This window comes from Shimia ponticola (assembly GCF_007995215.1).
GTDB lineage: Bacteria > Pseudomonadota > Alphaproteobacteria > Rhodobacterales > Rhodobacteraceae > Shimia_B > Shimia_B ponticola.
In genome coordinates this window covers 302,619-326,535 of record NZ_VCDK01000006.1, presented here as the reverse complement: position 1 = coordinate 326,535, position 23,917 = coordinate 302,619, and the positions used below count along the sequence as shown (strand labels likewise).

Genomic DNA, 23,917 nt, shown 5'->3' with positions numbered 1-23,917 from the left:
ACCCATGTTGCGGCGGATCACTCCGCCGCAATCTGATCAGAGATCTTTTCGACTCTGACGGCTGAGAACTTGAACTCTGGGATTTTGCCGTAAGGGTCGAGCGCGGGGTTGGTCAGAATGTTCGCCGCAGCCTCGACGTAGGCGAAGGGTACAAAAACCATGTCGGGTGACACGGCGCGGTCGGCGCGGGCCATGATCTCGATGCTGCCGCGTTTGGTCGTCAGGCGGATCATCTCGCCCGGCTCGACACCGAGGTTGCGCAGCGTCGACGGGTGCAGCGAGCAGTTCGCCTCAGGCTCTACCGCATCAAGCACACTGGCCCGGCGAGTCATCGAGCCCGTGTGCCAGTGTTCGAGCTGGCGACCCGTTGTCATGATCATCGGATAGTCCGCATCCGGCGTGTCATCGGGCGCAATCACGTTGGCAGGCGTAAAGCGTGCCCGACCGTCCGGACGGGGGAACCCATCACCAAACACCACGGCTTGTCCCGGATCATCAGGGGCGAGCGATGGGTAAGTCACCGCCTCTTTCGACAGACGTTCCCACGTGATGTTGTTGAGCGATTTCATGTTGAGCGCCATCTCGGCAAACACCTCGGACGGGTGCGTGTAGGTCCAGTTCAGACCGCAGCGTTTGGCAAGCTCGACCTCGATCCACCAGTCTTCCTTGGCCTCGCCGGGAGGCGCCACCGCCGGGCGCACCATCTGCACCTGACGGTTGGTGTTCGAGACCGTGCCGGACTTCTCGTACAGCGCGGAGGCAGGCAGGATCACATCGGCGTAGTTGGCCGTTTCGGTGATAAAGATGTCCTGCACCACAAGGTGGTCGAGCTTGGCCAGAGCGTCGCGGGCATGTTCCACATCTGGGTCCGACATCGCCGGGTTTTCACCCAGGATATACATCGCCTTGATGTTGCCTGCGTGGACGTCATCCATGATCTCGGTGACCGTCAGGCCCTTTTCATTGCTGAAGTCGTCAGAGCCCCAGACCGAGGTAAAGGCACTGCGGACATCATCGCTCATCACGCTTTGATAATCCGGCAGGAACATCGGGATCAGACCCGCGTCAGAGGCACCCTGCACGTTGTTTTGCCCTCGCAACGGATGCAGGCCGGTGCCCGGACGCCCCACATGGCCCGTCATCAGCGCAAGGCTGATCAGGCAGCGCGAGTTGTCGGTGCCGTGGATATGCTGGCTGACGCCCATACCCCAAAAGATCATGCCCGCCTTGGCCGTGGCAAAATCTCGGGCCACCGCGCGCAAGGTCTCAGGATCAATGCCGCAGATCTCGGACATCTTCTCGGGGGAGAAGTCCTTGAGATGCGCTTTCTCGGCCTCCCAGTTCTCGGTGTAGGCCTCGATGTACTGCTGGTCGTAAAGCCCCTCTTCCACGATCACATGCATGATCGCGTTCAGCATCGACACGTCCGCACCCGGGCGGAACTGCAGCATGTGGGACGCAAAGCGTTTGAGCGCCTGACCGCGCGGGTCCATGACGATCAGCTTGCCGCCGCGCTTGGTGAACTGTTTGAAGTACGTCGCTGCTACGGGGTGGTTCTCGATCGGGTTGGCACCAATCACGATCGCCACATCGGCATTCTTGATCTCGTTAAACGTCGCGGTCACCGCGCCGGAACCCACGTTTTCGATCAGCGCCGCAACGGAGGACGCGTGGCACAGACGCGTGCAGTGGTCGACATTGTTGTGCCCAAAGCCCTGACGGATGAACTTCTGGAAAAGGTACGCCTCTTCGTTGGTACATTTGGCCGAGCCAAACCCGGCCACCTCACGTCCGCGCCCTTTCAGACCACCTGCTGCGGCATCCAGCGCCTCGTCCCAAGACGCCTCGCGGAAAAACTGCTGCCAATTCCCGGGATCGACGTTCAAGCCCTTCGCAGGCGCGTCTTCACGGCGGATCAGAGGTTTTGTCAGGCGATGCGGGTGGTGGATATAGTCAAAGCCAAAGCGGCCTTTGACACAGAGGCGGCCTTCGTTGGCGGGGCCATTGATGCCCTCGACATACTTGACCTTGCCGTCCTTGACCTTGAGCGACACCTGACAGCCGACGCCGCAGAACGGGCAAACGCTGTCGACTTCTTTGTCATAGTCCTTGCTGTCGCCCGCCGCGTCGCCGGGGGTGACCGTCGCAGGCATCAGCGCGCCGGTCGGGCACGCCTGCACGCATTCGCCGCAGGCCACACAGGTCGAGGCCCCCATCGGATCGGCGAAGTCAAAAGTCGGATAGGCGTCGTGGCCACGACCCGACATGCCGATCACATCATTGACCTGCACCTCGCGACAGGCGCGCACGCACAGACCACACTGGATACAGGCATCGAGGTTCACTGACATCGCCACGTGGCTGTCATCCAAAAGCGGGATGCGGCCCTCTTCCAGCTTGGGGAAACGGCTTTCGCTTACGCCCTGCCCTTCGGCCATGTCCCAAAGATGAGAGGACTTGTCGTGGGCCACTTCACGCTCCGGCTGGTCAGCCACCAGCATCTCCATGACCATCTTGCGCGCTGTCTCGGCCCGGTTGCTGTCCGTTGTCACAACCATGCCATCGGTTGGCGTCCGAATGCACGACGCGGCCAGCGTCCGCTCGCCCTCAATCTCCACCATGCAAGCCCGGCAGTTGCCATCCGAGCGGTAGCCAACCTGATCCTTGTGGCACAAATGCGGAATGATCAGACCACCACCCTTCGCAACCTCCCAGATCGTTTGACCAGGCTGCGCTTCGACTGCCTTCCCATCGAGCGTAAAACGAATGACGTCGGACATGTGCGGACCTCCCACCTTTGGCCGCATGATAAACCACAGCCGGGGACAGGTCTGAGTCCACCTTTGCGACGACGCACGGACCAAATGCGCCGCGCGACACGATCTGGACCATCGCAGGTTTCCTATGCGCCACATCCGGTCACAGCCTGTGTCGCGCCCCAGAAGGTTTCTTTCGTTGCGGCGCGCGCCATTTCCTGTTCGAACACTTCAGACAAAAGGGGGCGATTTCATGGGCGAGATTTATCTGGTGCGGCACGGTCAGGCCAATTCGGCGGCCACAGACGAAGAAAGCTACGACCGCCTGTCTGATCTGGGCGCCGAACAGGCGGCGTGGCTTGGTGAGTACCTGCGCAGCTTCGATGCGCCGTTTGACCGTATCCTGTCCGGAACCCTTCAACGGCATCAGGCCACGGCGGCGGCCATGAAGTTTCAACCGGATGAGTTGGACCCACGCCTGAACGAGCTGGATTATTTCAACCTGTCAAAGGCGCTTGAGGATGCCCATGGCGTGCCACAGCCGGATGCCAATGGTTTCCCATCACATGTGCCGCTGGTGATGGAAGCCTGGCACAAGGCGGAAATCAAAGGACAGGAAACCTTTGCCGAATTCGAGTCTCGCGTCGCCAGCGTCTTGCAAGAGGCGCAGCAGCCGGGCCGCAGAATCCTGTGTGTTACCTCCGGCGGTGTGATTGGAATGGTGTTACGACATCTTCTGGCTCTCGACCCCAAACGCATGGCGCATATTCTGCTGCCGATCTTCAATACATCGGTCACGCGCGTTGCGGTGAGGCCAGAAGGCGCGATCCTTGCCGGGTTTAATTGCACTCCGCATCTTGATCCGCCGGACCGCCAATACGCGCGGACCCATTACTAGGAGGCCAAGATGCAGATTTACTACGCCCCGAATACCATCGCGCTTGCATCCCTGATCACCTGTGAAGAGGCCGGCGTTACGGTCGAGCCAATCCGCGTGGATTTCGCCAGTGGCGAGCAGACCAAACCGGCCTTTGCCAAGGTGAACCCAAAGGGCCGCGTCCCGGCGCTGATCACCGATCACGGTATCCTGACCGAGACGATTGCAATCCTCGAATACATCGCGCCTCATTTGATCCCGCAGGACCCATGGGACGCTGCCCGCATGCGTGAGATGATGACCTATCTGGCCAGCACCATGCATGTGAACCACGCCCACAAAATGCGCGGCCACCGCTGGGCGGACAAGGCCGAGAGCCATGCTGACATGACCGCCAAGGTGCCAGAAACGATGACAGCCAGCTGCGCCTATGTCGAAAGCAAAATTGCCGGCCCTCTGGTCATGGGTGACACCCTGACACTTGCTGACCCTTACCTGTTTACGGTTTGCACTTGGCTGGAAGGGGACGGCGTTGACGTCTCGGCCTTTCCAAAACTCACCGCCTTTATCGCCGCCATGAATGCGCGCCCGTCCGTGCAGAAAGCCAAATCCGAAGGATGGTTCACATGACGCATCTTTGGGTCCGCGCCGAAGAGCGCGAGAACGAGGCGCGCGTCGGCATCACGCCTGAAGGCGTGCGTTCGCTGATGGATGCGGGGCTTAAGGTCACCGTGGAAGACAGCCCAGCTCGTGCGATACCAAACACAGCCTATCACGCTACGGGCGCCGAGATAGCTGCCCCGGGTAGCTGGCGCGAAGCCCCGCGCGACGCGATCATATTTGGGCTTAAGGAGTTGCCGGATGATGGCACGCCCTTGATCCATCGGCACATCATGTTCGGCCACGCCTATAAGGGACAGCCAGACGGTTTGCGTCTGCTCAATAGGTTCAAGGCAGGCGGCGGCACGCTTTTTGATCTGGAATATCTTGTCGACCCAGACGGACGACGGGTCGCAGCGTTCGGCTATTGGGCTGGCTATGCAGGAGCAGCGGTTGCCCTAAAGTGCTGGGCCGACGCGCAGCGTGGCGGCATTTGCGGACCTGTGGGCAGCTATGACAGTTCGACAGCGTTGCTGGCTGATCTGCAGGCTGACCTTTCGGGTCTGTTCACGCGTCCTTCTGCGCTGATCATCGGTGCCTTAGGCCGTGTCGGTACTGGGGCGGCGGATCTTTGCACCCATATGGGCATAGCGCCGACCCGATGGGATATGGCAGAAACGGCCAGCGGCGGCCCGTTTCCAGAGGTGCTGGCGCACGACATTTTCCTGAATTGTATACTGGCGCGTCCCGGTACGCCGGTATTTGTTCCGGCTTCGGCCAAAGTCGCGCCGCGCAAATTGAGCGTCATTGGCGACATAGCCTGCGACCCGACGAGCGATTTCTCACCGATCAAGGTCTATGACACCGTCACCACGTGGGACGCTCCTGCTCTGCGCGTGCATGACACGCCTGTGCTGGATGTCACGGCAATCGACAACTTGCCCTCAATGCTGCCGGTCGAAAGCTCCGAAGACTTTGCCGGTCAGCTTTTGCCGCATCTGGCAGCTTTGTCTGACATCGATGCTGGCGTCTGGGGCCGCGCGAAGGCGACGTTCGACCGACATATCGCCACGCGTTAGGCGAAGATCCGGTAATAGAGCCAATCCGGCAGGAACTGACTGAGACGGAAGAAATACGAAAACGCGCGCGGAAAGCTGCGTTTGAACGTGTCGGTTCCCATGTGTTCAAAGAACAGCTGCGCGGCCTCTTCCGGCTCCATGATGAATGGCATCTTGAAGTCATTCTTGTCGGTCAGTCGCGTCTTGATGAAGCCCGGGTTCACGACCTGGACGTCGATATCAGTGTTGCGCAAATCGGCATGCATACCTTCGGCAAGGTACATGATGCCCGCCTTGGTCGCACCGTAGCCCACCGTTTTTGGCAAGCCACGGAAGCCGGACAATGAGCCTGTCAGAACGACATGGCCGGTGCCGCGCTCCAAGAATTGCGGCATGACTGCGCCAAGGCTCCGGAAGGCCCCGACAAAGTTGATGTCTGCCATCGCGGTGGCCTTTTCCACGTCCCACTTTTTCGAAGACATCGGCCAGTAGACACCTGCAAGGAACACGATCCCATCGACCTCTCCGATGGCCTCTTTCGCCTGATCCACGCTGTCTTGATCGGTGATATCCACTGCGACGGCCTCGGCTTTGCCCGGCAGTTCGGCCACCAGTTCGTCCAGCCGATCCTGGGACCGTGCCGAGACGATGACCTCGACGCCTGCGCGGCTCATCACATGGGCCAAAGATCGTCCGAGGCCCTCGGACGCCCCAACCAGCCAATACCGTTTTCCCGCCCAGGCGCGTGTCATAATCAGTGCATATCCTTTGGTCGCATCGTGGCCACAAGCTCGGCCACCTTGATTCCGTATTTCCGAAACTGCGAGCGGTTCATGATGGTTCCATTTTCGACGAGATACATCCAATCCGTCGTGGACAGCACATGACCGCCGCTCTCGTCCGGCAGCTTGATGTTGTAGTTCAGCTGGACGGCGTTGCCCTCCTGACGACCCTCTCCGGTGCCGACAAGATCGTCAGCATCAGCCTTGATTGACCCGTCATTCCCAAGCGTCAGACGCCACTCTCGGTCTTGCTCGCGGCCGCTGTCGTAGCGGAATTTCTCTTTCATCACGCCGACATTGCCGTCCCACTCGGCGTCAAAGTCAGCGACAAAGCGCGACGTCACGCGCCCAGTTGGTCCATAGATCACGCCCTCACAAAGGATCGGCCCCTTGAGGTGTTGCCGGATGTCGAATTGCGGACCTTGGGTCGCATAATCATCCGGTTTTTGGGCCTTGAAGCTCCAGAAGCGGGCCCAAACAACGCTGAGAGCCGCCACAATGGCAACGCCCGCGAGAACATACATCATTTCCATCGTCAGACCTCCTTAAGGTCAGTGCGGGCCAAAATGGCAATCGCACCAAGTTTGAGAGCGCAGGGAACCAGCGCGTAAAGGATCGTCAGAAGTTCCAGTGCCTCGGGAGGTTGTGTTGCGGACCCCGCTTCAAATCCCGAGGCTTCGAGAAGCGGAAGAAGCACGATGGCCGCGAAGGCCAGCGTGAATTTCGATGTCAGGGACCACAGGCCAAATCCTTGTCCCCCATTCGGAGAAATAGTCGCCATGCGCTTGCTGAACAGGGCGGGCATCAACACAAGGTCGGCACCAATCGTCGCGCCTGAAAACACGCAGACAATGGCGAACCACATCTGATCGCCCGGCCCCAACAAGAGCGTGAAAGCAAATGCGATGATCGCGGTGACCATGGCGCTGAGCAGAACAGGCTTGAACCCGAACCGACCCGCCGCCTTGGACCAGAAGGGGGCGGCGCAAGCCCCGGCGAGGAAAAACAAGACCAGCAGCGGGCCTTCCCAGCCGGGGGCCTCAAGTCTGCTTTCCACATAGAAGATGAACATGGTCGACGACACAGCCAGCGGCGTCGCGTTGATCAGCGCAAGGATCAGCAAACGGCGCGCCAACCAGTCCTTGAGGATCGCGCTGATAGGCGTGGCCTCTGCCTCGATCCGGGCCGACCATTCGGGCGCCATGGCAAGCACGGCAAATGCTACGACCACGGCGAAACCGAAAGCAAAGACGGCAAAGGGTTGCTCAACCTGGCCCATCAAAAGAGTAGGTGCCACGGCAGCGATACAGACACCAATCAACGCCCCGGCCTCGCGCCAGCCAGCCAGCCGGATATGACCTCCGCTGATCCGCTCGGATTTGTTTACGCCCTGCGCGTAGAAATTGATGTTGAGAAAGCTGAACGCGCTGAACAATCCAGTGATTGTCAAAGCGAACCATGCAAGCGGCCAGAACGGTGGTTCGACGGCGAACAGACCGATCATCGACACAGCAAGGATCGCTGAGCCAATGGTGACGGCCAAGGAGCGGCTGTTGCCCAATCGTTCGGAAAGCCAACCCAGCGCCGGGTCCTGAACGGCGTCGAATAGCCGAAGCCAGAACAACACCGCCGCAATACCGGTCAGCGAGACGCCGTAGGTCTCGGCATAAAAGGGCGGCGCATAAATATAGATCGGCAATCCCGCTGCGGCGAGGATTGCTCCAAAGAGCGTGTAGGCCGGCAGTCTGTCGCCGCGCCATGTCACGCTCGCCGACATTAGCGGCTGATCTCATCTGCTGGGGGTGTCGGGCGGCTTCGGAACTGTGCACCTTTCCACCACAATTTCAGTGCCTGCCAATGGATGAGACCCAGCACGCGGCGCGACCCCAATGGGCGACGCACGGCCGCTTTGATCAAACCAAGATTGCTCATCGGCTGGCGAGGCCCAGTCAGGGTCGCGATCAGACCTTTGTTGCCGGTCTTGTAGTCGATCCAAATCCCGATGTGATCGTCCTGAATGTCAAATCGGAACGAATAGCCGCCTTCGACCGGCTGGAAGGGCGACACATGCATAAGCTTGGTCGCCTGCACTTCGACATCCCTTTCCAGCGGTGTCAGATCATCGCGATAACACAGGTAGGAATGCCGGTCGCCAAAGGTGTTGGTCACCTCGGCGATCACCACACGCAGCGCGCCGCCCGCGTCCCGGCAGAGCCAGAATGACACGGGGTTGAAAACGTGGTTCCAAAAGCGAGGCTGGGTCAGCAATTCGATCTTGGCCGGATCCGGCAGATCATGGGCGCGCAACACCTCGCGTACCCAAGGTGCGCCCCGGCCCTGACCCGGAGCGCCGCCGTGGTCGCTGTCAAACAGCGCGGCAAGATTGCGACGATTGCGCGAAAACAACGAAGGCCCCGATACAGGTGCCTCTGCATCGCACAACACATAGTCAATCGAGTAGCGGAACGCATTCTTCGTTGCGCCACGCCGTCCATGATAGGTCTGGCCCGGGATATGATCGATGACTGACATTATTCGGCAGCCACCTTCACGGCGTTTGCCATTTGCATCGCATGGACGACGTCGACGGCGCTTGAAATACCGTCTTCGTGGAAGCCGTTTTTCATCCACGCCCCACAAAACCACGTGCGATTGGTGCCATTGAAGGCGCGCACCTGCTCTTGCGCGGCGAGCGCCGCGCCATCAAAGACCGGATGGCGGAACGTGTAAGTGTCGTGAACCAACTCATCACGGATCGGCTGCTGCGCGTTGAGCGTGACAAAATACTGCGTCGGCCCCTCGATATTCTGCAGGCGATTGATCCAGTATGTCAGGTCGATGACATCGCTTTGTTTGTTCGCTGCCTCGGTATAGTTCCACGCAGCCCAAACTGCCTTGCGTTTTGGCATAACGGACGCGTCCGAATGCATCACACCTTCGTTCGGCTGATACTTTACCGCGTTCAATGCAGCATGCTCTTGCTCCGAGGGATCGGCCAGCATGGCAAGGCTGTCATCGGAATGGGTCGCAAAGACCACTTCGTCGAAATGCTCCCATTCGCCGCTTAGTGCGCGGACTTCAACACCGATCGGCGTCCGGCGCACGCCCTGAATAGCTGCGCCCAGACGGACATCCACACCGGCCTGCTTCATCCGTGTTTCTAAACGGCGCACATATTCGATTGATCCACCATCGACCGTGTACCACTGATGCTGGGTACCGTCAGACAACAGGCGGTGGTTGTGGAAGAAATCAACCAGCGCCTTGGCGGGGAAATCAGTGATTTTGGTGGTGGGCGTTGACCAGATAGCGCCGGACATCGGCAGCAGGTAATAGTCCCGAAACCAATCGCTGAGGCCCATCGTGTCGATCAATTCGCCGATTGTCATGTCGGGGTCTGTGGCAACCGAGCGCGCCTCATTGCCGAACTTGAGCATGTCGCGCAGCATCACCCAAAACTTGGGCCGCAGAAGGTTGCGCTTCTGGGCAAAGATCGCCGAGCGGGCGAGGATGCCATATTCGAACCAGCCACCATTGATCGAACACCCAAAGCTCATGTCACTTTTGGCAACCGGAACGGCCAGTTCGTGGAACAAAGCTGTCAGATAGGGGTAGTTGTGGTAGTTGAAGACAAGAAAGCCGGTATCGACCGGTTGTGGATTTTTGCCTGCAAAAACTGTGCGGGCATGACCACCAAGGCGACGTTCGGATTCGAACAAAACAACCGCATTTTCGCCGGACAACATGTGTGCAGCGCTCATTCCTGAGATGCCGCCACCAATTACGGCAATACGTTTTGGGCCATGAGACCCGGTTTCAAACGGCATACAGTCTTCCCCTGCTCGATCTTCGCTTTGTTTTTGTTACGGTTCCGGCGACCAGTTGGATGACAAAAAAAATGTTTTGTATACCGTGATCCACTTTCTGATCTGTGGCGTATACTCATCATGTTCACAAATCAGGCTTTGGAACAGGAATCGGGTGCGCTCCAAGACCAAGTGTCTTATGGTGCTGTCACCCAATTGACTGACGAAGTTGACACCAAGACCTACGTGAACGTGCAGGAAGACATAAAACCCCGGGTACCTCAGGGTGCTTGGATCGTTCACATGGAACGCATCAGTGTGCATCAGGACCAGACCGCATTCGCGGAGCTCTTTGGTCACTTTGCACCTAGGGTCAAAGCCTTCCTGATGAAGAACGGGGCTGATAGCGGCCTTGCAGAGGAATGTACGCAAGAGGTGATGGCCACCCTGTGGACGAAGGCGCATATGTTCGATCCAACCCGCGCAAGCGTGGCAACCTGGATCTTTACGATTGCTCGAAACCGGACAATCGACGCCATTCGCAAACAGAGACGGCCAGAGCCGGAAGACCTTGAATGGGGTCCCACCGAAGAGCCTGATCAGGCCGACGCGATGGCGATCCAAGAAGAAAGTGAACAACTGGCTCGGGCCATTTCCGAGCTGCCAGAGAAACAGAGGATTTTGATCGAACGGGCCTATTACGGGGACCTCAGCCATTCCGAAATAGCGGCTGAAACAGGACTTCCCCTTGGGACGATCAAATCGCGGATTAGGTTGGCGCTTGAAAGGCTGCGCCATGCTATGGGGTGACGGACATGGATACGGTCAAACATAAGATCGAACACCACCTGAGCGACGAACTGCTCATGGCTTACTCGGCTGGCACGCTGCCAGAGGCGTTCAGCCTGGTAGTCGCGACGCATATCTCAATTTGTGACACCTGCCGGGCTCGGATGTACGAATTCGACGCCGTGGGCGGTGCGGTATTGGACGATGCCGAAGAGATGTCGTTGTCAGACGGCGCGCTAGAGGCGACGCTGAAGCTGATCAGCGAACGCCCCAAGGACCCAATCAAGACACAACTTGTGGCAAAGCCTGCGCCATCGGTCTTTCCCAAACCGCTTCAAGACTATGTCGGGGGCGACCTTGAGAAGGTGAAATGGCGCAAGATCGGAAATGGCGTGCGTCAGGCGATCCTGCCAACATCCAAGGATGCGAGCGTGCGTCTCCTGCACATTCCTGCGGGATGCGAACTTCCTGATCACGGTCACCGTGGCACGGAATTGACGCTGGTGCTGCAAGGTGCGTTTCTGGATGAAGACGAACGGTTTGCCAGAGGCGATATCGAGATCGCCAATGAGGACCTTCACCACACGCCGATCGCCGACATCGGTGAGGATTGCATCTGTCTGGCGGCGACCGATGCGCCGCTGAAGTTCAACCAGTTGATCCCACGGGTGGCACAGCCGTTCCTGCGTATCTGACACGGATGTGATCCATAAACACGCATCCAAGGGGCCGCAGATCGTTTCTGACGGCCCTTTTTCGTGGCTTTTCCCATCTTTACCCTACGTCATATGGCAGAAAAGGGAGGACTGAAAATGATGCGAACAATGATTTGCGCTGCGGTGACAGCAGTGGCGCTGGCGATTCCGGCCACAGCAGAAACCTGGACGCTGGATGGCTCAAGCTCGCGCTTGATGTTCGGCTCGGTCAAGAACGAGTACACCGGCGAAGCTCACTATTTTGACGGGATCACGGGCAGCGTGTCCGAAGACGGCATGGCGGACCTGACCATCGACCTCACATCTGTCGAGACATACGTAGACATTCGTAATGAGCGCATGGGCGAGCACGTGTTTGGCGGGATTGCCACCGCAGGTTTGACAGCCGAGATGGACATGGAGAGCCTGCGCGCGCTTGATCCGGGCGAAAGCGTGGCGATGGACCTTGATGCGACGCTGGCGCTTTTGGGCGAAGAGGTCCCCGTATTTGCACCGATCTACGTGACACGTATCACGGATGACAAGGTCATGGTGACTTCACAGGAACTGGTATTCCTTGCCACGGATGAACTGGGCATCGATGGCGGCATCGACATGCTCAAAAATATCGCCGGGCTGGATAGCATCACCCGCGCCGTTCCGTTTGCCTTCCGCCTGATGTTCACATCCGACGGCACGCAATCCTAATCCTGCGTTGTGGTTCCGCCTGAACGGGCGGGACCGCCCTGAGATTTGGCTTTGTCGCGCAGTTGCAGAACGGCCTGAGAGGCTTCTTCAGGCTGCGCCAATTCTTCGAAGTCAAAATTGTCGAGCCGTTTGGCGCGTTTGCCCGCCTTGTCGGCACTGATCTTGATATCTTCGATATCCTTGCTGGCCTGCTGAAAGTGCCGATCCAGATTTCCAACCCGCGCTCCCAGACGATCCACGTCAGCATAGAGCATTCCTAGTTCCTTGCGGATCGCACCGGCCTGTTCACGCATGCGGGCATCCTTGAGGATCGCGCGCATTGTGTTCAGCGTGGCCATACAGGTGGTCGGCGATACGATCCAAACACGCGAGTTGAACCCCTCACGGACAAGTTCGGGAAAATTCGCGTGCAGTTCGGCATAGATCGCTTCGGACGGCAGGAACATCAAAGCGCCGTCGGCTGTCTCACCTTCGATGATGTATTTCTCGGATATCGCCTTGATGTGCGTTTTGACGTCGCTGCGCAGTCGCTTGGCCGCTTCATTGAGTTCCCAGTCGTTCTCAGCGTTGCGCAGCGCCTCGTAGCCTTCCAATGGAAATTTGCTGTCCACGACAATCGGCCCCGGAGGGTTGGGCAGGTGGATCAGACAGTCCGCGCGTTTGCCGTTCGACAACGTCGCCTGCAGCGTGAAGCTGTCAGAAGGCAGCGCCTTGGTGACGATGTCGTTCAACTGGATTTCACCAAACGCCCCGCGCGTCTGCTTGTTCGACAGGATGTCTTGCAAGCTAAGGACATCACCTGACAGCTTGGTGATGTTTTCCTGCGCCTTGTCGATGGTTTGCAGACGCTGCTGCAATTCACCAAGCGACTTTGCGGTCGTCTTGGCGCTGGTCGCAAGGTTGGTGTTCATTTGCTGCTGCACTGTTTGCAACCGTGTTTCCATCAGCTTGAGCATGTTCGACTGCGCCGCAGCCTGTGCCTCGGAAACATGCGTCAAACCTCCGGCCAATTGTTGCTGCCCATCACTCAGCGCCTGAACGCGTTGTCCCAGAAAACCCATCTGCTGCGCCAATGGGGCAGCGGCCTGAGCGGATCGGTTTGACGCCCGAATGGCCACGATCAACAGGATCAGGATCAGAACTACAGCCCCGATCCCAATCAGGGACAGGATCACCGCCGGATCAGACAGCATCAGCGTGGTGTCACCAATCTGGATCATGCGCGCCCAAAGAGTTTTTCGATGTCAGACAGTTTCAGTTCAACATAGGTCGGGCGTCCGTGGTTGCATTGGCCGGAATGCGGCGTTGCCTCCATCTGGCGCAGCAGAGCGTTCATCTCATCTGCCTGCATGCGGCGACCCGTTCTGACTGATCCATGGCAGGCCATCCGGCTAAGCACAGCATCAATGCGCGCGCCCAAGGTGGTGCTGTTTCCGCCGTCGGTCAGTTCGTCCAGAATATCCAGAACCAACGCTTTGGCATCGCAATTGCCAAGGATCGCAGGGGTTTCGCGCACGGCCACGGCCCCTGGGCCGAAGGGCTCGATCCCAAGCCCAAGCTGTGCCAGGTCATCGCTCACGGCAAGAATGCGGCTGGCATCCGCATCGCTCAAGTCCACGACTTCGGGAATCAGAAGCGCCTGCGACGGCACCCCGTTTTCGGCGCGCTGTGTCTTGAGCTGTTCATAAACCAACCGCTCATGCGCTGCGTGGGCATCAACAAGGATCATGCCATCCTCAGTTTGGCTAAGGATGTAGTTCTCATGCAAATGCGCGCGGGCGGCACCCAATGGATGGTGAATTTCCTTAGGCGCGGTGGGTTCGGGCTCGACCCGAGCTGCGGGAGCCTCCGCAAAACCGCTGTCGAAAGGGCGATCTGTCGGTATGTCAGCCCACGTCTGCTGAGGCGAAGGGTCGGGCCTGGGCCGATCCATTTGATAGACCACAGCCGACGGGCGCTCTGGCTGAAAGGCACCGAGGGTGGCGTCGGCAACAGTCGTAGACGCGCGGTGGCCGGCCTCTGCCAAAGCATGGCGCAGACCTGATACGATCAAGCCACGGACCACTCCCGGCTCCCGGAAACGGACCTCTGACTTGGCGGGATGCACGTTTACGTCGACGCGCGTTGGATCGCATTCAATGAAAAGCGCAGCCGCCGGATGACGATCCCGGCTCAGGAAGTCCATGTAAGCCGCGCGCAGAGCCCCGATCAGCAGCTTGTCTCGCACCGGTCGCCCGTTCACAAACAGAAACTGCGCCACAGCCGCACCGCGTGAATAGGTCGGCAAGGCGGCATAGCCTGTCAACGTCACCCCCTCGCGCTCGGCATCGACCGGGATTGCGTTTTCAGCAAAATCAGCACCGAGGATCTGGCGCAAACGCGCATGCAAGGCATCAAACAAATCGCCGTGGGTGGCCTCAGCACGAAAGACCGTGCGCGGCTCTTTCGAGACATCCGTCAGGCCAAAAGTGACAAATGGCTCAGCCATGGCGAGCCGTTTGACCACGTCGCCAATCGCCTGTGCCTCGGCCCGATCAGATCGCAGGAATTTCAGCCGCGCTGGCGTTGCATAAAACAGGTCACGCAGTTCAACGACCGTGCCCCGCGTGAGAGCCGCCGGACGCACATCGGCGGTCACGCCACCAGACACCGACAGTTCAGCGGCGTCGTGGCCAGCAACACGGGAGGTCACCGTCAAACGTCCCACGGCCCCAAGCGACGGCAGAGCCTCGCCCCGGAACCCGAAGGTATGAATGTTCAAGAGATCAGACCCGTCGATCTTGGACGTCGCGTGTCGCGAGAGAGCCAAGGGCAGATCGTCCGCCCGTATGCCGCATCCATCATCTGTCACCCTTATGAGCGACTTGCCTCCGTCGGCATAGGCTACCTCGATACGCGTTGCGCCTGCGTCGATGGCATTTTCAACCAATTCCTTAACGGCGCTGGCCGGACGTTCCACAACCTCACCCGCCGCGATGCGGTTGATTGCGGCCTCGTCCAATTGCCGGATCGTTGGCGTCGGCTGAGGGTCGATGTTGGGGTTGCTGGCGGCCATGCCACAATAGGTAGCACGCACCAACGCGAGTCGCTATGCGTCTTTCCCAAATAATAAGCCCCGGAGCCTAGGAATAAAGGAGAGCGGTGGCCCGAGACGAAGCCGGGCCACCGCGCCCTTGTTTAGTTTGTGGCTTCCAAACCTTCGGGCTGACCGACCACCACGAAATGCAGGTTGTCTGGCTGCAGCAGTTCTGCTGCGACCCGGTTCACATCCTCAAGCGTGACGGCATTGATACGGTCATTGCGGGTATCGATATAGTCGATCCCCAAGTCCGACATCTGCATGCCGGCTAGGATATTGGCAATGGCCGTGTTTCCGTCAAACCGGAGCGGATAGGCGCCTGTCAGGTATGTCTTGGCTGTTTCAAGTTCTTCAGCGGTGATGCCCTCTTGGGCTGTTCGCGCCCATTCGGACTTTGTCACCTCAAGCGCCTCCGCGATACGATCGTTCGATGACCGCACCTGACCCAGGTACATCTCTGCCCGGTCTCGCGGCACAAGATACGAGCCGATGCCATAAGTCAGCCCGCGCTTTTCACGCACTTCAAAGCCCAAACGGCTCTCTGTCCCCGCGCCACCAAGGACGTGGTTAAGGATAAAGGCCGGAAAGAAATCGTCGTCGTTCTGAGCGATACCTTCGTGTCCAAAGAGAGCGGTAGATTGTGGGCTTGGGAAATCCACAACTGTCACACCACCGTCCATCGCGAAGTCTGCACTGCCGGGAATGGGCGCGCCTGCATCCGGCAGGTCTCCAAGTAGTCGATCCAGAATAACAGCGAGTTCTTCTGCGGAAATGTCACCCACGGCCCCAACGTACAGCCGGTCCTTTGCGAGCGCGGCTGTATGCGCTTCGGACAGGTCCTCTTGCGTGATCGCAGCCACGGTCGCAAGAGTGCCATCCTTGGACGATCCGTAAAGGTCATCTGGGAACGCCAGGGAATAAAAGGTGCTTCGCGCGATTTCGTCTTGGTCGCGCGCGTCCGAACCAATGATCGACACGACCTGCGATTTCACCCGATCAATCGCGTCCTGATCAAAGCGCGGATTGATGATCGCCTCGCGCAAAAGATCGATGGATGCGTCGCGGTTTTCGGTCAAAAACTCGGCGCTGATCGTGACCTCGTCGTCATAAGCATCCCAACTGAACCGGGCAGCCAGCGCCTCTTCGGCCTCGGTAAAGGCGCGGGCATCCATATCGCCAGCCCCTTCTTCCAAAAGGGCCATCATTAGATTGACCGCTCCACGCGTGTCAGGCTGATCCAATGAGGCTCCGCCGCGAAACCGGATTTCCAGCGCCGTGAACGGAATGGATCGTTCTTCGACCAACCATGCGGTGATCCCACCGGGCGAAGTCACTTCTTGTATCTTCACTTCGGCCCAAACAGGGGCAGCAGCGAGAACAACAATGGCAGCAGTCAAAAAACGGCGGATCATTGGGTCACCTCCTCTTGGGTGTCCTGTGTGTCGTCGGGCATCAGCCACCCGGTAACGGCGTTACTGCGATCAAAAACCATCTCGGCTGCCGCCATCACGTCTTCTGGTGTGACAGCCGCGAGCACCTCAGGCCATGCCTGCACATCCTCGACCGTCAGGCCAGATGTGAGGGCTGCCCCATATTGCTGCGCCCGCGATTGCACGCTGTCGCGACCGTAAATCTCTGACGCCTTGATCTGGGTCTTGATCCGCTCGAACTTTGCGGGATCCACGCCATCTTGCATGAACTGTGCGATTGTAGAGTCCACGGCGTCCTCGATCTCTTGCAGGGAGATACCTTCGGACGGCACGGCAATCAGGCCAAAAGTCGTATCATCAAGCGACACGCCGCGATAAAATGCGCTGGTGTAAACTGCCTGCCCCGTCTTGAATTCAAGCTCTTGACCAAGAACCGACGTCGCGCTCGATCCGCCAAGAATGCGCGCAAGATACGTCAGCGCCGCCGCTGTTTCCTGATCACCCGGATCACGTTCTGGCGCCAGATAGGTCCGCGCCACGTAGGGCTGCGATACCCGATCATCCTTCATCACCATCCGTCGTTCCACCAGTTGCGGTGGCTCCTGTGGGCGATCACGAGCGACCACGTCAGGGCTTGCAGGGATGACGCCATAATGCTCTTGGGCCAAGCTGCGGACCTCATCCGGTGATACGTTCCCGGCCACAACGAGGATAGCGTTGTTCGGGGCATAATGCGCGTCGTAAAAACCCTGCAAATCCTCTTGGGAAATCTCTTCGATTTCGTGTCGCCAGCCGATGATCGGGATGCCATAGCGGTGGTTGAGGAACTGCGCGGCGCGGCGTTGTTCGTTGAACAAAGAGCCAGGATCGCTGTCGGTGCGCTGATTGCGCTCTTCGATGACCACCCCGCGTTCAGACTCGATCTCGGTCGGGTTGAACCGCAGGTTGACCATCCGGTCAGCTTCCATCTCCATCATCAGGCCAAGCCGGTCGGCAGCGACGCGCTGAAAATAGGCGGTGTAGTCATAGCTGGTGAACGCGTTGTCGCGGCCGCCGTTGGCCGACACTGTGCGCGATAGTTCTCCGGTTTCCAGATTGTCGGTCGCCTTGAACATCAAGTGTTCGAGAAAATGCGCGACGCCACTGACGCCTTCGGGTTCATCCGCGCTCCCGACACGGTACCACACCATGTGCGTCACGGCTGGGGTGCGGCTATCCTCAATCACGACGACATCCATCCCGTTGTCGAGCGTGAAGGACGTGACACCATCATCGGCCAAGGCCGGCGACGCCAAGGCAAGGATCGGCGCTGCGATCAGTCCAAGAAGCGCGCCTGTCAAAGAACGGCTGGGCATGAGCTCTCCTCATCAGTGTTTGGTCAAAGGTACGCGCGATGCGCGCCGCTTCAACCGTGCTGACGGGGAATTGAGCAGGTCGTAGGAATTACAGGGACAGCCGAAGGTTATCTTGGCGGGGCCGTCGGCACCCGCACACCCGCCGCGCGGAAGCGTTCCAACTCGGCGTAAGCATCCAGCGATTGACCGGCGTATGCGCTGTAATAGCGCGAGGTTCGCCGCGTGAATGGGACACGGACACGACTGCGCCGATCACGGAATGCGCGGTCTGCGGAGGCAAGCTCGCTTCGAATTTGCGGGTCCACACCACGGCGAGACGCATAGGTCACGAGCGCCCCGTCTGACGCCGGAACGCCGCCGGATTGGACACGACCACCAAGCGCCGAAACAGCCTCAAACCGGGGTGCCGGGTCGGCCCGGTTGGTGCCACCGAGGGTCGGCTCAGGCAGTTCAGAAAAGCTTGGAGGGGCCTGAAGTGGCTGAGACGGAGTGACCGCGAATTCATCAGGGCCTGCAGAGGTGCTGCGAAAATCACGCAAACCACCGCCGCCTCCACAAGCAGAAAGCGTCAGGCACGCCGTCATGGCCAGTACTGTTATCCGAGCTTTACAGCGCATTCGGACTCCCACCCTTTTTCTGGTGTCTAACCCGATTGAACGACACAGTCACGCCTTTGTCTGTCGGCTCTTGTCACCGTCGCTGGCAAAGATCACCAGTCCCACAGCCCCCAGAAAAATCGCGCAGTCAGCGATGTTGAAGGCAAACGGGTTGTCGATCCCGCAGCAGGACATGTTGAGAAAATCCGCAACGGCTCCATAGATGATACGGTCGATGACATTGCCCGCCGCGCCGCCAAACAGCAATCCACCGGAAAACAGGGCATAGCGATTTTGCTCGCCCCGCATCCAATACAGGACCACCCCACAGATCACGACAGCGACGCCAATGAGGACCCATCGCGTCGTGTTTGCGTCATTGGCAAAGAGGCCAAAGTTGATGCCCCGGTTCCATGCCATCGTCAGCCGCAGGAATGGTGGCGCAACCTCGATCACGCCTCGATTGATCAGGTCGAGGTACTGAACCACAAACCACTTGCTCAGCTGATCGAGGCCAAACACGACCAACGCGGTGAGGGACAACAGCCTCATGGGTTAATGCCGGAAATGGCGCATGCCGGTCAGCACCATGGCCAGCCCGGCTTCGTCCGCTGCGGCGATCACTTCGTCATCCCGCATGGAGCCACCGGGTTGGATGACGCAAGACGCGCCTGCGGCAGCGGCCTCCATCAAACCGTCAGCAAATGGGAAGAACGCGTCAGAGGCAACAGCCGACCCTTTGGTGAGCGGCTCTGGAAGCCCCATTGCCTCAGCCATGCGCTCGGCCTTTTTGGCAGCGATAAGGGCCGAGTCGAGGCGGCTCATCTGCCCCGCGCCCACGCCGACGGTCGCGCCATTCTTGGCATAGACAATGGCGTTCGATTTCACATGCTTGGCGACCTTCCAGGCAAAGAGCAGGTCAGTCATCTCTTGATCGGTCGGGGCGCGTTTGGTCACGACTTTCAGGTCGGACAGATCAACATGCCCGGTGTCTTTGTCCTGAACAAGGAACCCGCCAGCGACCTGCCGCACAGCCGTGATCGCAGCACGTGGGTCAGGCAGCCCATCAGTCGTCAGCAAGCGGAGGTTCTTCTTAGCCGCAAACACGGCCTTGGCTGCGTCAGAGGCACCCGGGGCAATCACCACTTCGGTAAAGATTTGCACAATCTCCTGCGCCGTCGCTTCATCCAGCGGCTGGTTCAGGGCGACAATGCCGCCAAAGGCCGAGGTACGGTCACAGTCAAACGCGGCTTTGTAGGCGTCGGTCAATGACGCTCCGGTCGCGACGCCGCATGGGTTGGCGTGTTTGATAATGGCGCATGCAGGGCCATTCGACGGATCGAACTCTGCCACCAATTCAAAGGCCGCATCCGTGTCGTTGATGTTGTTGTACGACAGTTCCTTGCCTTGATGCTGCTGAGCCGTCGCAACACCCTGACGGCCAGACCCATCAGTATAAAAGCTTGCCGATTGATGGCTGTTTTCACCGTAGCGCAGTTCCTGTGCAAAGGTGCCAGCAAAGGCGCGACGGCGCGGCGTTTCGTGCAGCGCGTCGGCCATCCATGCCGACACGGCGGCGTCATAGGCCGCAGTCCGCGAATAGGCCGTCAAAGCTAGGGACTGACGGAACGCGTAGGATGTTTGATTGTCGTTCACATCCATTTCGACCAGCACCGCGTCATAGTCCTGCACATCCGTCACGACGTTGACATAGGCATGGTTCTTGGCAGCCGCACGGATCATGGCCGGACCGCCGATATCGATATTGGCAATGGCCTTGTCGTAATCAGCACCCGCCGCAACCGTTTCCTCGAACGGGTAAAGGTTCACGACCAGCAGATCGATCGCGCCAATATTGTGATCCTCCATCGACTTCAGGTGACCTGCGTCTTCGCGCAGGGCCAACAACCCACCATGAACAGCCGGGTGCAAGGTCTTGACCCGATCATCCATCATCGCCGGATATCCGGTCAGGTCCGCGACATCGACAACGGTCAGGCCGGCGTCGCGCAATGTCTTTGCCGTGCCGCCGGTCGAGATCAGCTCAACCCCACGCGATGCCAGCGCCTTTCCAAATTCAACAACACCGGTTTTATCGGAAACGGAAAGTAGCGCTCGTTTGAGCGGCCAGAGGTCGGTCATGTCGTGGTGATCCCCAAGGTAGGTCTTAGTCCAAATCGTCTTCCAGCGGGTCATCTCGCCGAAGGTCGCGGATACTTAGCGGAGTTTCCTGGGCTTTGGCCAGAGACCACCTGACGCGGGTCGTTTCGGACAGCGAAACACCGGAAAGCACGATCTGCTGCGCCGCGCGCGGTTTCAGCCGCCCACCTTCCAGATAGACCGATGGGTCAAGGGTCAGTTCTGAAGATCCATCATGGCGAAACACCCAAATCTCCCCGCTTTTCAGCGCAATGGAAATCGCGGCACCGCCCATGTCCTGAACTGCGTCAACATCGGGATGTAGATGAAAACGCACCGAAAACGGCAATCCTTGAAGGCTTGTGGCATCGACCATCCGCGCATGCTGCGCCTTGTCGGTGTCGTTCAAAGCCAACAGCAACTCTTCCCCGGCCAGCCCGCGACCGTCATGGGTCAACTCAAGCGTTCTGACATGGACGAGGCCATGAGTCTGTCGATAGCCGTCATGCGAGGCCTGCTGGCGCACAGCAAATTCCGTCGCGCGGCGTTCGGTCAGTATTTCGGTCGGGCCATCGCTTAGCAATTCGCGTTTGCGCCCGCCCATACGCTTTGCTTCGCTCAGACGAGATGAGGAGTAGCCATCGAGACCCAAGGTCGAATGCGACGGCGTGGCGCGACCCGCACGCCGCCAATCCTCTCCAAAGGCCGCACCGGACCCGCAATTCACGACCAACGGCCTGCGCCCGGACGTCAGCTCGAAACCCAGTGTCGATGCATGGGCTCCGTGGCTGCCTGTGCCGAGTGGGGGTGCGGCGGCGTCCATGATGACGGTCGTGCGTCCACAAGACAGCCGCGCATAACCCATCGCGGCCTCGCGTGGTTTGTCGGCACGGATGCCAGACATCGCCAGCGCGGCATCAAGACGTCCTTCTAGGCCGCGACCACCCCCATGAAACCGCGCCAGCCCACCATCGGCGTGGCGCAGGGTGCGCAGGACGGGCGCAATGCGTTCGATTGCAGCCAGATGAGCCGGTGCGGGTGTCTTGCCGACCTCGGTCAACGCCAGCGCCGCCCAGTTCAGCAGGGTGAAGACCTCCAGCAATTCCTCTGGGTTGCGTGCTGCCAGGCCACCTTCGGCGTCGATCAGTCGCTCGCATTCGCGGCCAAGCGAGTGGGTGGCTGTCGTGACGTATTTCTCCATCCCCGTGAGAGACAGACCTGCATAAACCAGCCCCGTAAGAGCCTCGATACGGGGCAGCCCGGCGGTCGTGTGCGACCACCGCCGCCCTAGAAAATGGGTTTGCCGTGCAAGTGAGCGAAAAAATGCATCGGCCCCATCGCTACCTTTGCCTGACAAAATCAGAAGCGCATGGTTGATCCAGCGGATGAGCCGCCGACCGGTCAGATCAGGTGTCCAGCCCGGCCCTGCTCCGCGCCCGTAGCGTTCAATCCATTGAGCTGTCCAGTCCTGCATTGATGCCCGCGCGGCCGGGGTGCCAACGGCTGCCAGATCATCAAGCCAGACAAACCCGTGAAGCGCTTCTTCAAAGCTTGTCGCAGGTGGCGGGACGTCCCAGATGCTCGCGTCCTTGGCTTCGACCAAGTATCCCGCAAACAGAAAATTCCCTGCCAGCAACTGCCGCCCTTTGGCGAATTGACCGATGGTGCGCGGCTCGGGCTGACTGACAAAGCCGGTTGCTGTCCGCCCAAAGCCAGCCAGACGCGCGTAAAGCCGCGTCATCGCACGCACAGGCAGTGCGGGCTTGTCGGGTAAGGTGGTCACTGCGACGGCCTCGGGTCTGTTTTGTCCTGCGTCCCGTGTTGCAGCGCGTCTTGCGCGGGTCACGGAATTTGGTCTTTGCCCTAGAATACGCGCGTGACGCGGCCAAGTCACTCAGAGTTTCAAGCGCCTTTGCGCAAAACCGCCATATAGAAACCGTCCATGCCTCCGACATCGGACCAGTAATCAGGACGCAGGCGCAGACCGCCTTCTTCGGTGACCCAAGATGGGTCGATCCCGGGCCGATCCAACGCGGCTCTATCAACGGTCACATCCGAATGCCGCAGCAAAGCTTCGTCGACCTGAACCTCACCCTCGTCGGGGATCAGTGAACAGGTGCAAAACACCATCCGACCACCGGGTTTGAGCATCGCCAAGGCCGCGTCAATCATTTGCGACTGCAATGCAATCAACTCGGAAATCCCTTCGCCCTGCTTTGCAAATGGCAAATCCGGATGGCGGCGCAAAGTGCCTGTGGCGCTACACGGCGCGTCGAGGACAATGGCGTCGAAAGGCTCAGCCTGAAATGTCATGACATCGGCACAGACGATCTCAGCAGTAAGTCCGGTCCGTGTGAGGTTTTCACGCACACGCTCCAGCCGAGTTTCGGAATCGTCTACCGCTGTGACCTTGGCACCCACCGCAGCAAGCTGCATGGTTTTCCCACCCGGAGCCGCGCAGAGATCAGCAATGCGTTCACCCTTCTGAGGTGCCAGCAACTGTACCGGCAGAGCCGCAGCCGCGTCTTGTACCCACCAATCGCCTTCTGCGAACCCCGGCAGGGCAGTCACCTGAGGAGATCCAGACAAACGTATCGAACCTGTCGGCAACTCAGTGCCGTCAGGCATAGATGCGGCGCCCGGTTTCGGGGTCAAATCCAAAGGCGCTCCGCGCATATGCGCGGCTTCTATCGCCATCACACCGGGATTGCCGTAGGCAGCGATCATCGGTTGGCGCAGCCATTTGGGCAAACGTGGCACAGGCATCTTGCCCCATTTGCCGACGCCCGCCTCGGTTGCACGGCGCAGCACGGCATTCACCATGCCCTTGTAGCCCGCGACATGGCGGTCCTTAGACGTCAACGTGACCATGTCATTCACCACGCCGTGAGCCGCGGTATCCAGCGCGCAGATCTCGTAAACCCCAAGCCAAAGAATGGCCTTCACTGCATCCGGCGGATCTTTGCGTAACAGCGGTTTGAGCAGACGATCTGACCGATCCGCGTGGCGCAATGCCTCGGTGGCAAGGCGCATGGCCCGCGCGCGGTCCGCCGGGATCAGCCGTTCAATCCACGGCGCGGACGAAACCTCGGACAGCATTTTCTGATCTTCGATGACCGCACGCATCAATCGCAGCGCAGCAGAACGCGCCGGAAGGCTTGCGGATGTGGAAACAGGTTTCTTCTTGGGATCGGGGCTCATGCGCGCAGGGCCTTGGACGAATGCAAAGAGCGGCGTATATCAGCCG

General features: G+C 59.3%; 21 protein-coding genes. 6 read left to right on the top strand and 15 right to left on the bottom strand.

The features are described from left to right. Nucleotides 1–17: 17 nt before the first annotated feature. Nucleotides 18–2,780, bottom strand: a complete 2,763-nt coding sequence (gene fdhF / locus FE702_RS15115; protein ID WP_147127156.1) for a formate dehydrogenase subunit alpha — start codon at nucleotides 2,778–2,780, stop codon at nucleotides 18–20. A gap of 229 nt (nucleotides 2,781–3,009) precedes the next feature. Here fdhF and FE702_RS15110 point away from each other — a divergent pair, with 229 nt between their 5' ends. Genes FE702_RS15110 through FE702_RS15100 form a run of 3 tightly spaced genes read left to right on the top strand, consistent with a single transcriptional unit; the run spans nucleotide 3,010 to nucleotide 5,312 of the window. Then, nucleotides 3,010–3,654 (top strand): histidine phosphatase family protein, encoded by a 645-nt coding sequence (locus FE702_RS15110; RefSeq protein ID WP_147127155.1) that lies wholly within the window; start codon nucleotides 3,010–3,012, stop codon nucleotides 3,652–3,654. Between the two features lie 9 nt (nucleotides 3,655–3,663). Next, the gene (locus FE702_RS15105) at nucleotides 3,664–4,263 is read left to right on the top strand and encodes a glutathione S-transferase family protein (protein WP_147127154.1); all 600 of its coding nucleotides are present in this window, start codon (nucleotides 3,664–3,666) and stop codon (nucleotides 4,261–4,263) included. Next, nucleotides 4,260–5,312 (top strand): saccharopine dehydrogenase, encoded by a 1,053-nt coding sequence (locus FE702_RS15100; protein WP_147127153.1) that lies wholly within the window; start codon nucleotides 4,260–4,262, stop codon nucleotides 5,310–5,312. Before FE702_RS15105 ends, FE702_RS15100 begins: the two co-directional genes overlap by 4 nt. On the opposite strand, the gene FE702_RS15095 is transcribed toward FE702_RS15100, so the two are convergent. From FE702_RS15095 to FE702_RS15075, 5 genes are read right to left on the bottom strand one after another with little or no spacing between them, the layout of a single operon-like run. Continuing rightward, nucleotides 5,309–6,043: an SDR family NAD(P)-dependent oxidoreductase gene (locus FE702_RS15095; protein ID WP_147127152.1), complete on the bottom strand. Its 735-nt coding sequence runs from the start codon at nucleotides 6,041–6,043 to the stop codon at nucleotides 5,309–5,311. The two genes, FE702_RS15100 and FE702_RS15095, sit on opposite strands and share 4 nt — an antisense overlap. 2 nt (nucleotides 6,044–6,045) lie before the next feature. Further along, nucleotides 6,046–6,600 carry a DUF3833 domain-containing protein gene (locus tag FE702_RS15090; RefSeq protein WP_430303254.1) on the bottom strand — a complete coding sequence of 185 codons (555 nt, stop codon included), beginning with the start codon at nucleotides 6,598–6,600 and terminating at the stop codon, nucleotides 6,046–6,048. Between the two features lie 8 nt (nucleotides 6,601–6,608). Beyond that, nucleotides 6,609–7,850, bottom strand: a complete 1,242-nt coding sequence (locus FE702_RS15085; RefSeq protein WP_147127150.1) for an MFS transporter — start codon at nucleotides 7,848–7,850, stop codon at nucleotides 6,609–6,611. Continuing rightward, nucleotides 7,850–8,605 (bottom strand): DUF1365 domain-containing protein, encoded by a 756-nt coding sequence (locus tag FE702_RS15080; protein ID WP_147127149.1) that lies wholly within the window; start codon nucleotides 8,603–8,605, stop codon nucleotides 7,850–7,852. The genes FE702_RS15085 and FE702_RS15080 overlap by 1 nt, the downstream gene beginning before the upstream one ends. After that, nucleotides 8,605–9,900 carry an NAD(P)/FAD-dependent oxidoreductase gene (locus tag FE702_RS15075; RefSeq protein ID WP_147127148.1) on the bottom strand — a complete coding sequence of 432 codons (1,296 nt, stop codon included), beginning with the start codon at nucleotides 9,898–9,900 and terminating at the stop codon, nucleotides 8,605–8,607. Before FE702_RS15075 ends, FE702_RS15080 begins: the two co-directional genes overlap by 1 nt. A gap of 282 nt (nucleotides 9,901–10,182) precedes the next feature. Here FE702_RS15075 and FE702_RS15070 point away from each other — a divergent pair, with 282 nt between their 5' ends. From FE702_RS15070 to FE702_RS15060, 3 genes are all read left to right on the top strand, one after another. After that, nucleotides 10,183–10,689, top strand: coding sequence for a sigma-70 family RNA polymerase sigma factor (locus FE702_RS15070; protein WP_147127460.1), 507 nt, complete (start codon nucleotides 10,183–10,185; stop codon nucleotides 10,687–10,689). 5 nt (nucleotides 10,690–10,694) lie between these two features. Next, entirely contained in the window at nucleotides 10,695–11,363 is a 669-nt protein-coding gene (locus tag FE702_RS15065; RefSeq protein WP_147127147.1) for a ChrR family anti-sigma-E factor, read from the top strand. Nucleotides 11,364–11,480: 117 nt separating this feature from the next. Then, complete coding sequence (locus FE702_RS15060) at nucleotides 11,481–12,071, top strand: YceI family protein (protein ID WP_147127146.1); 591 nt, start codon at nucleotides 11,481–11,483, stop codon at nucleotides 12,069–12,071. Here FE702_RS15060 and FE702_RS15055 read toward each other — a convergent pair. From FE702_RS15055 to FE702_RS15015, 9 genes are all read right to left on the bottom strand, one after another. Then, the gene (locus FE702_RS15055) at nucleotides 12,068–13,291 is read right to left on the bottom strand and encodes a DNA recombination protein RmuC (protein WP_147127145.1); all 1,224 of its coding nucleotides are present in this window, start codon (nucleotides 13,289–13,291) and stop codon (nucleotides 12,068–12,070) included. The genes FE702_RS15060 and FE702_RS15055 overlap by 4 nt on opposite strands. Then, a complete protein-coding gene (gene mutL / locus FE702_RS15050; protein WP_147127144.1) occupies nucleotides 13,288–15,126 on the bottom strand; it encodes a DNA mismatch repair endonuclease MutL in 1,839 nt (612 codons plus the stop codon). Before mutL ends, FE702_RS15055 begins: the two co-directional genes overlap by 4 nt. Nucleotides 15,127–15,248: 122 nt before the next feature. Continuing rightward, the gene (locus tag FE702_RS15045; RefSeq protein ID WP_147127143.1) at nucleotides 15,249–16,562 is read right to left on the bottom strand and encodes a M16 family metallopeptidase; all 1,314 of its coding nucleotides are present in this window, start codon (nucleotides 16,560–16,562) and stop codon (nucleotides 15,249–15,251) included. Further along, a complete protein-coding gene (locus tag FE702_RS15040; protein WP_147127142.1) occupies nucleotides 16,559–17,935 on the bottom strand; it encodes a M16 family metallopeptidase in 1,377 nt (458 codons plus the stop codon). Before FE702_RS15040 ends, FE702_RS15045 begins: the two co-directional genes overlap by 4 nt. 107 nt (nucleotides 17,936–18,042) lie before the next feature. Next, nucleotides 18,043–18,552: a DUF3035 domain-containing protein gene (locus tag FE702_RS15035; protein ID WP_147127141.1), complete on the bottom strand. Its 510-nt coding sequence runs from the start codon at nucleotides 18,550–18,552 to the stop codon at nucleotides 18,043–18,045. Between the two features lie 48 nt (nucleotides 18,553–18,600). Next, nucleotides 18,601–19,083 carry a signal peptidase II gene (gene lspA / locus FE702_RS15030; RefSeq protein ID WP_147127140.1) on the bottom strand — a complete coding sequence of 161 codons (483 nt, stop codon included), beginning with the start codon at nucleotides 19,081–19,083 and terminating at the stop codon, nucleotides 18,601–18,603. A 3-nt stretch (nucleotides 19,084–19,086) separates the two neighbouring features. Further along, nucleotides 19,087–20,673, bottom strand: a complete 1,587-nt coding sequence (gene purH, locus FE702_RS15025) for a bifunctional phosphoribosylaminoimidazolecarboxamide formyltransferase/IMP cyclohydrolase (protein WP_147127139.1) — start codon at nucleotides 20,671–20,673, stop codon at nucleotides 19,087–19,089. A gap of 25 nt (nucleotides 20,674–20,698) precedes the next feature. Further along, nucleotides 20,699–22,411: a heparinase II/III family protein gene (locus FE702_RS15020; protein ID WP_147127459.1), complete on the bottom strand. Its 1,713-nt coding sequence runs from the start codon at nucleotides 22,409–22,411 to the stop codon at nucleotides 20,699–20,701. A 161-nt stretch (nucleotides 22,412–22,572) separates the two neighbouring features. Further along, on the bottom strand, nucleotides 22,573–23,871 hold the full coding sequence (locus FE702_RS15015; RefSeq protein WP_147127138.1) for an RsmB/NOP family class I SAM-dependent RNA methyltransferase: 1,299 nt from the start codon (nucleotides 23,869–23,871) through the stop codon (nucleotides 22,573–22,575). Between the last annotated feature and the right edge of the window lie 46 nt (nucleotides 23,872–23,917).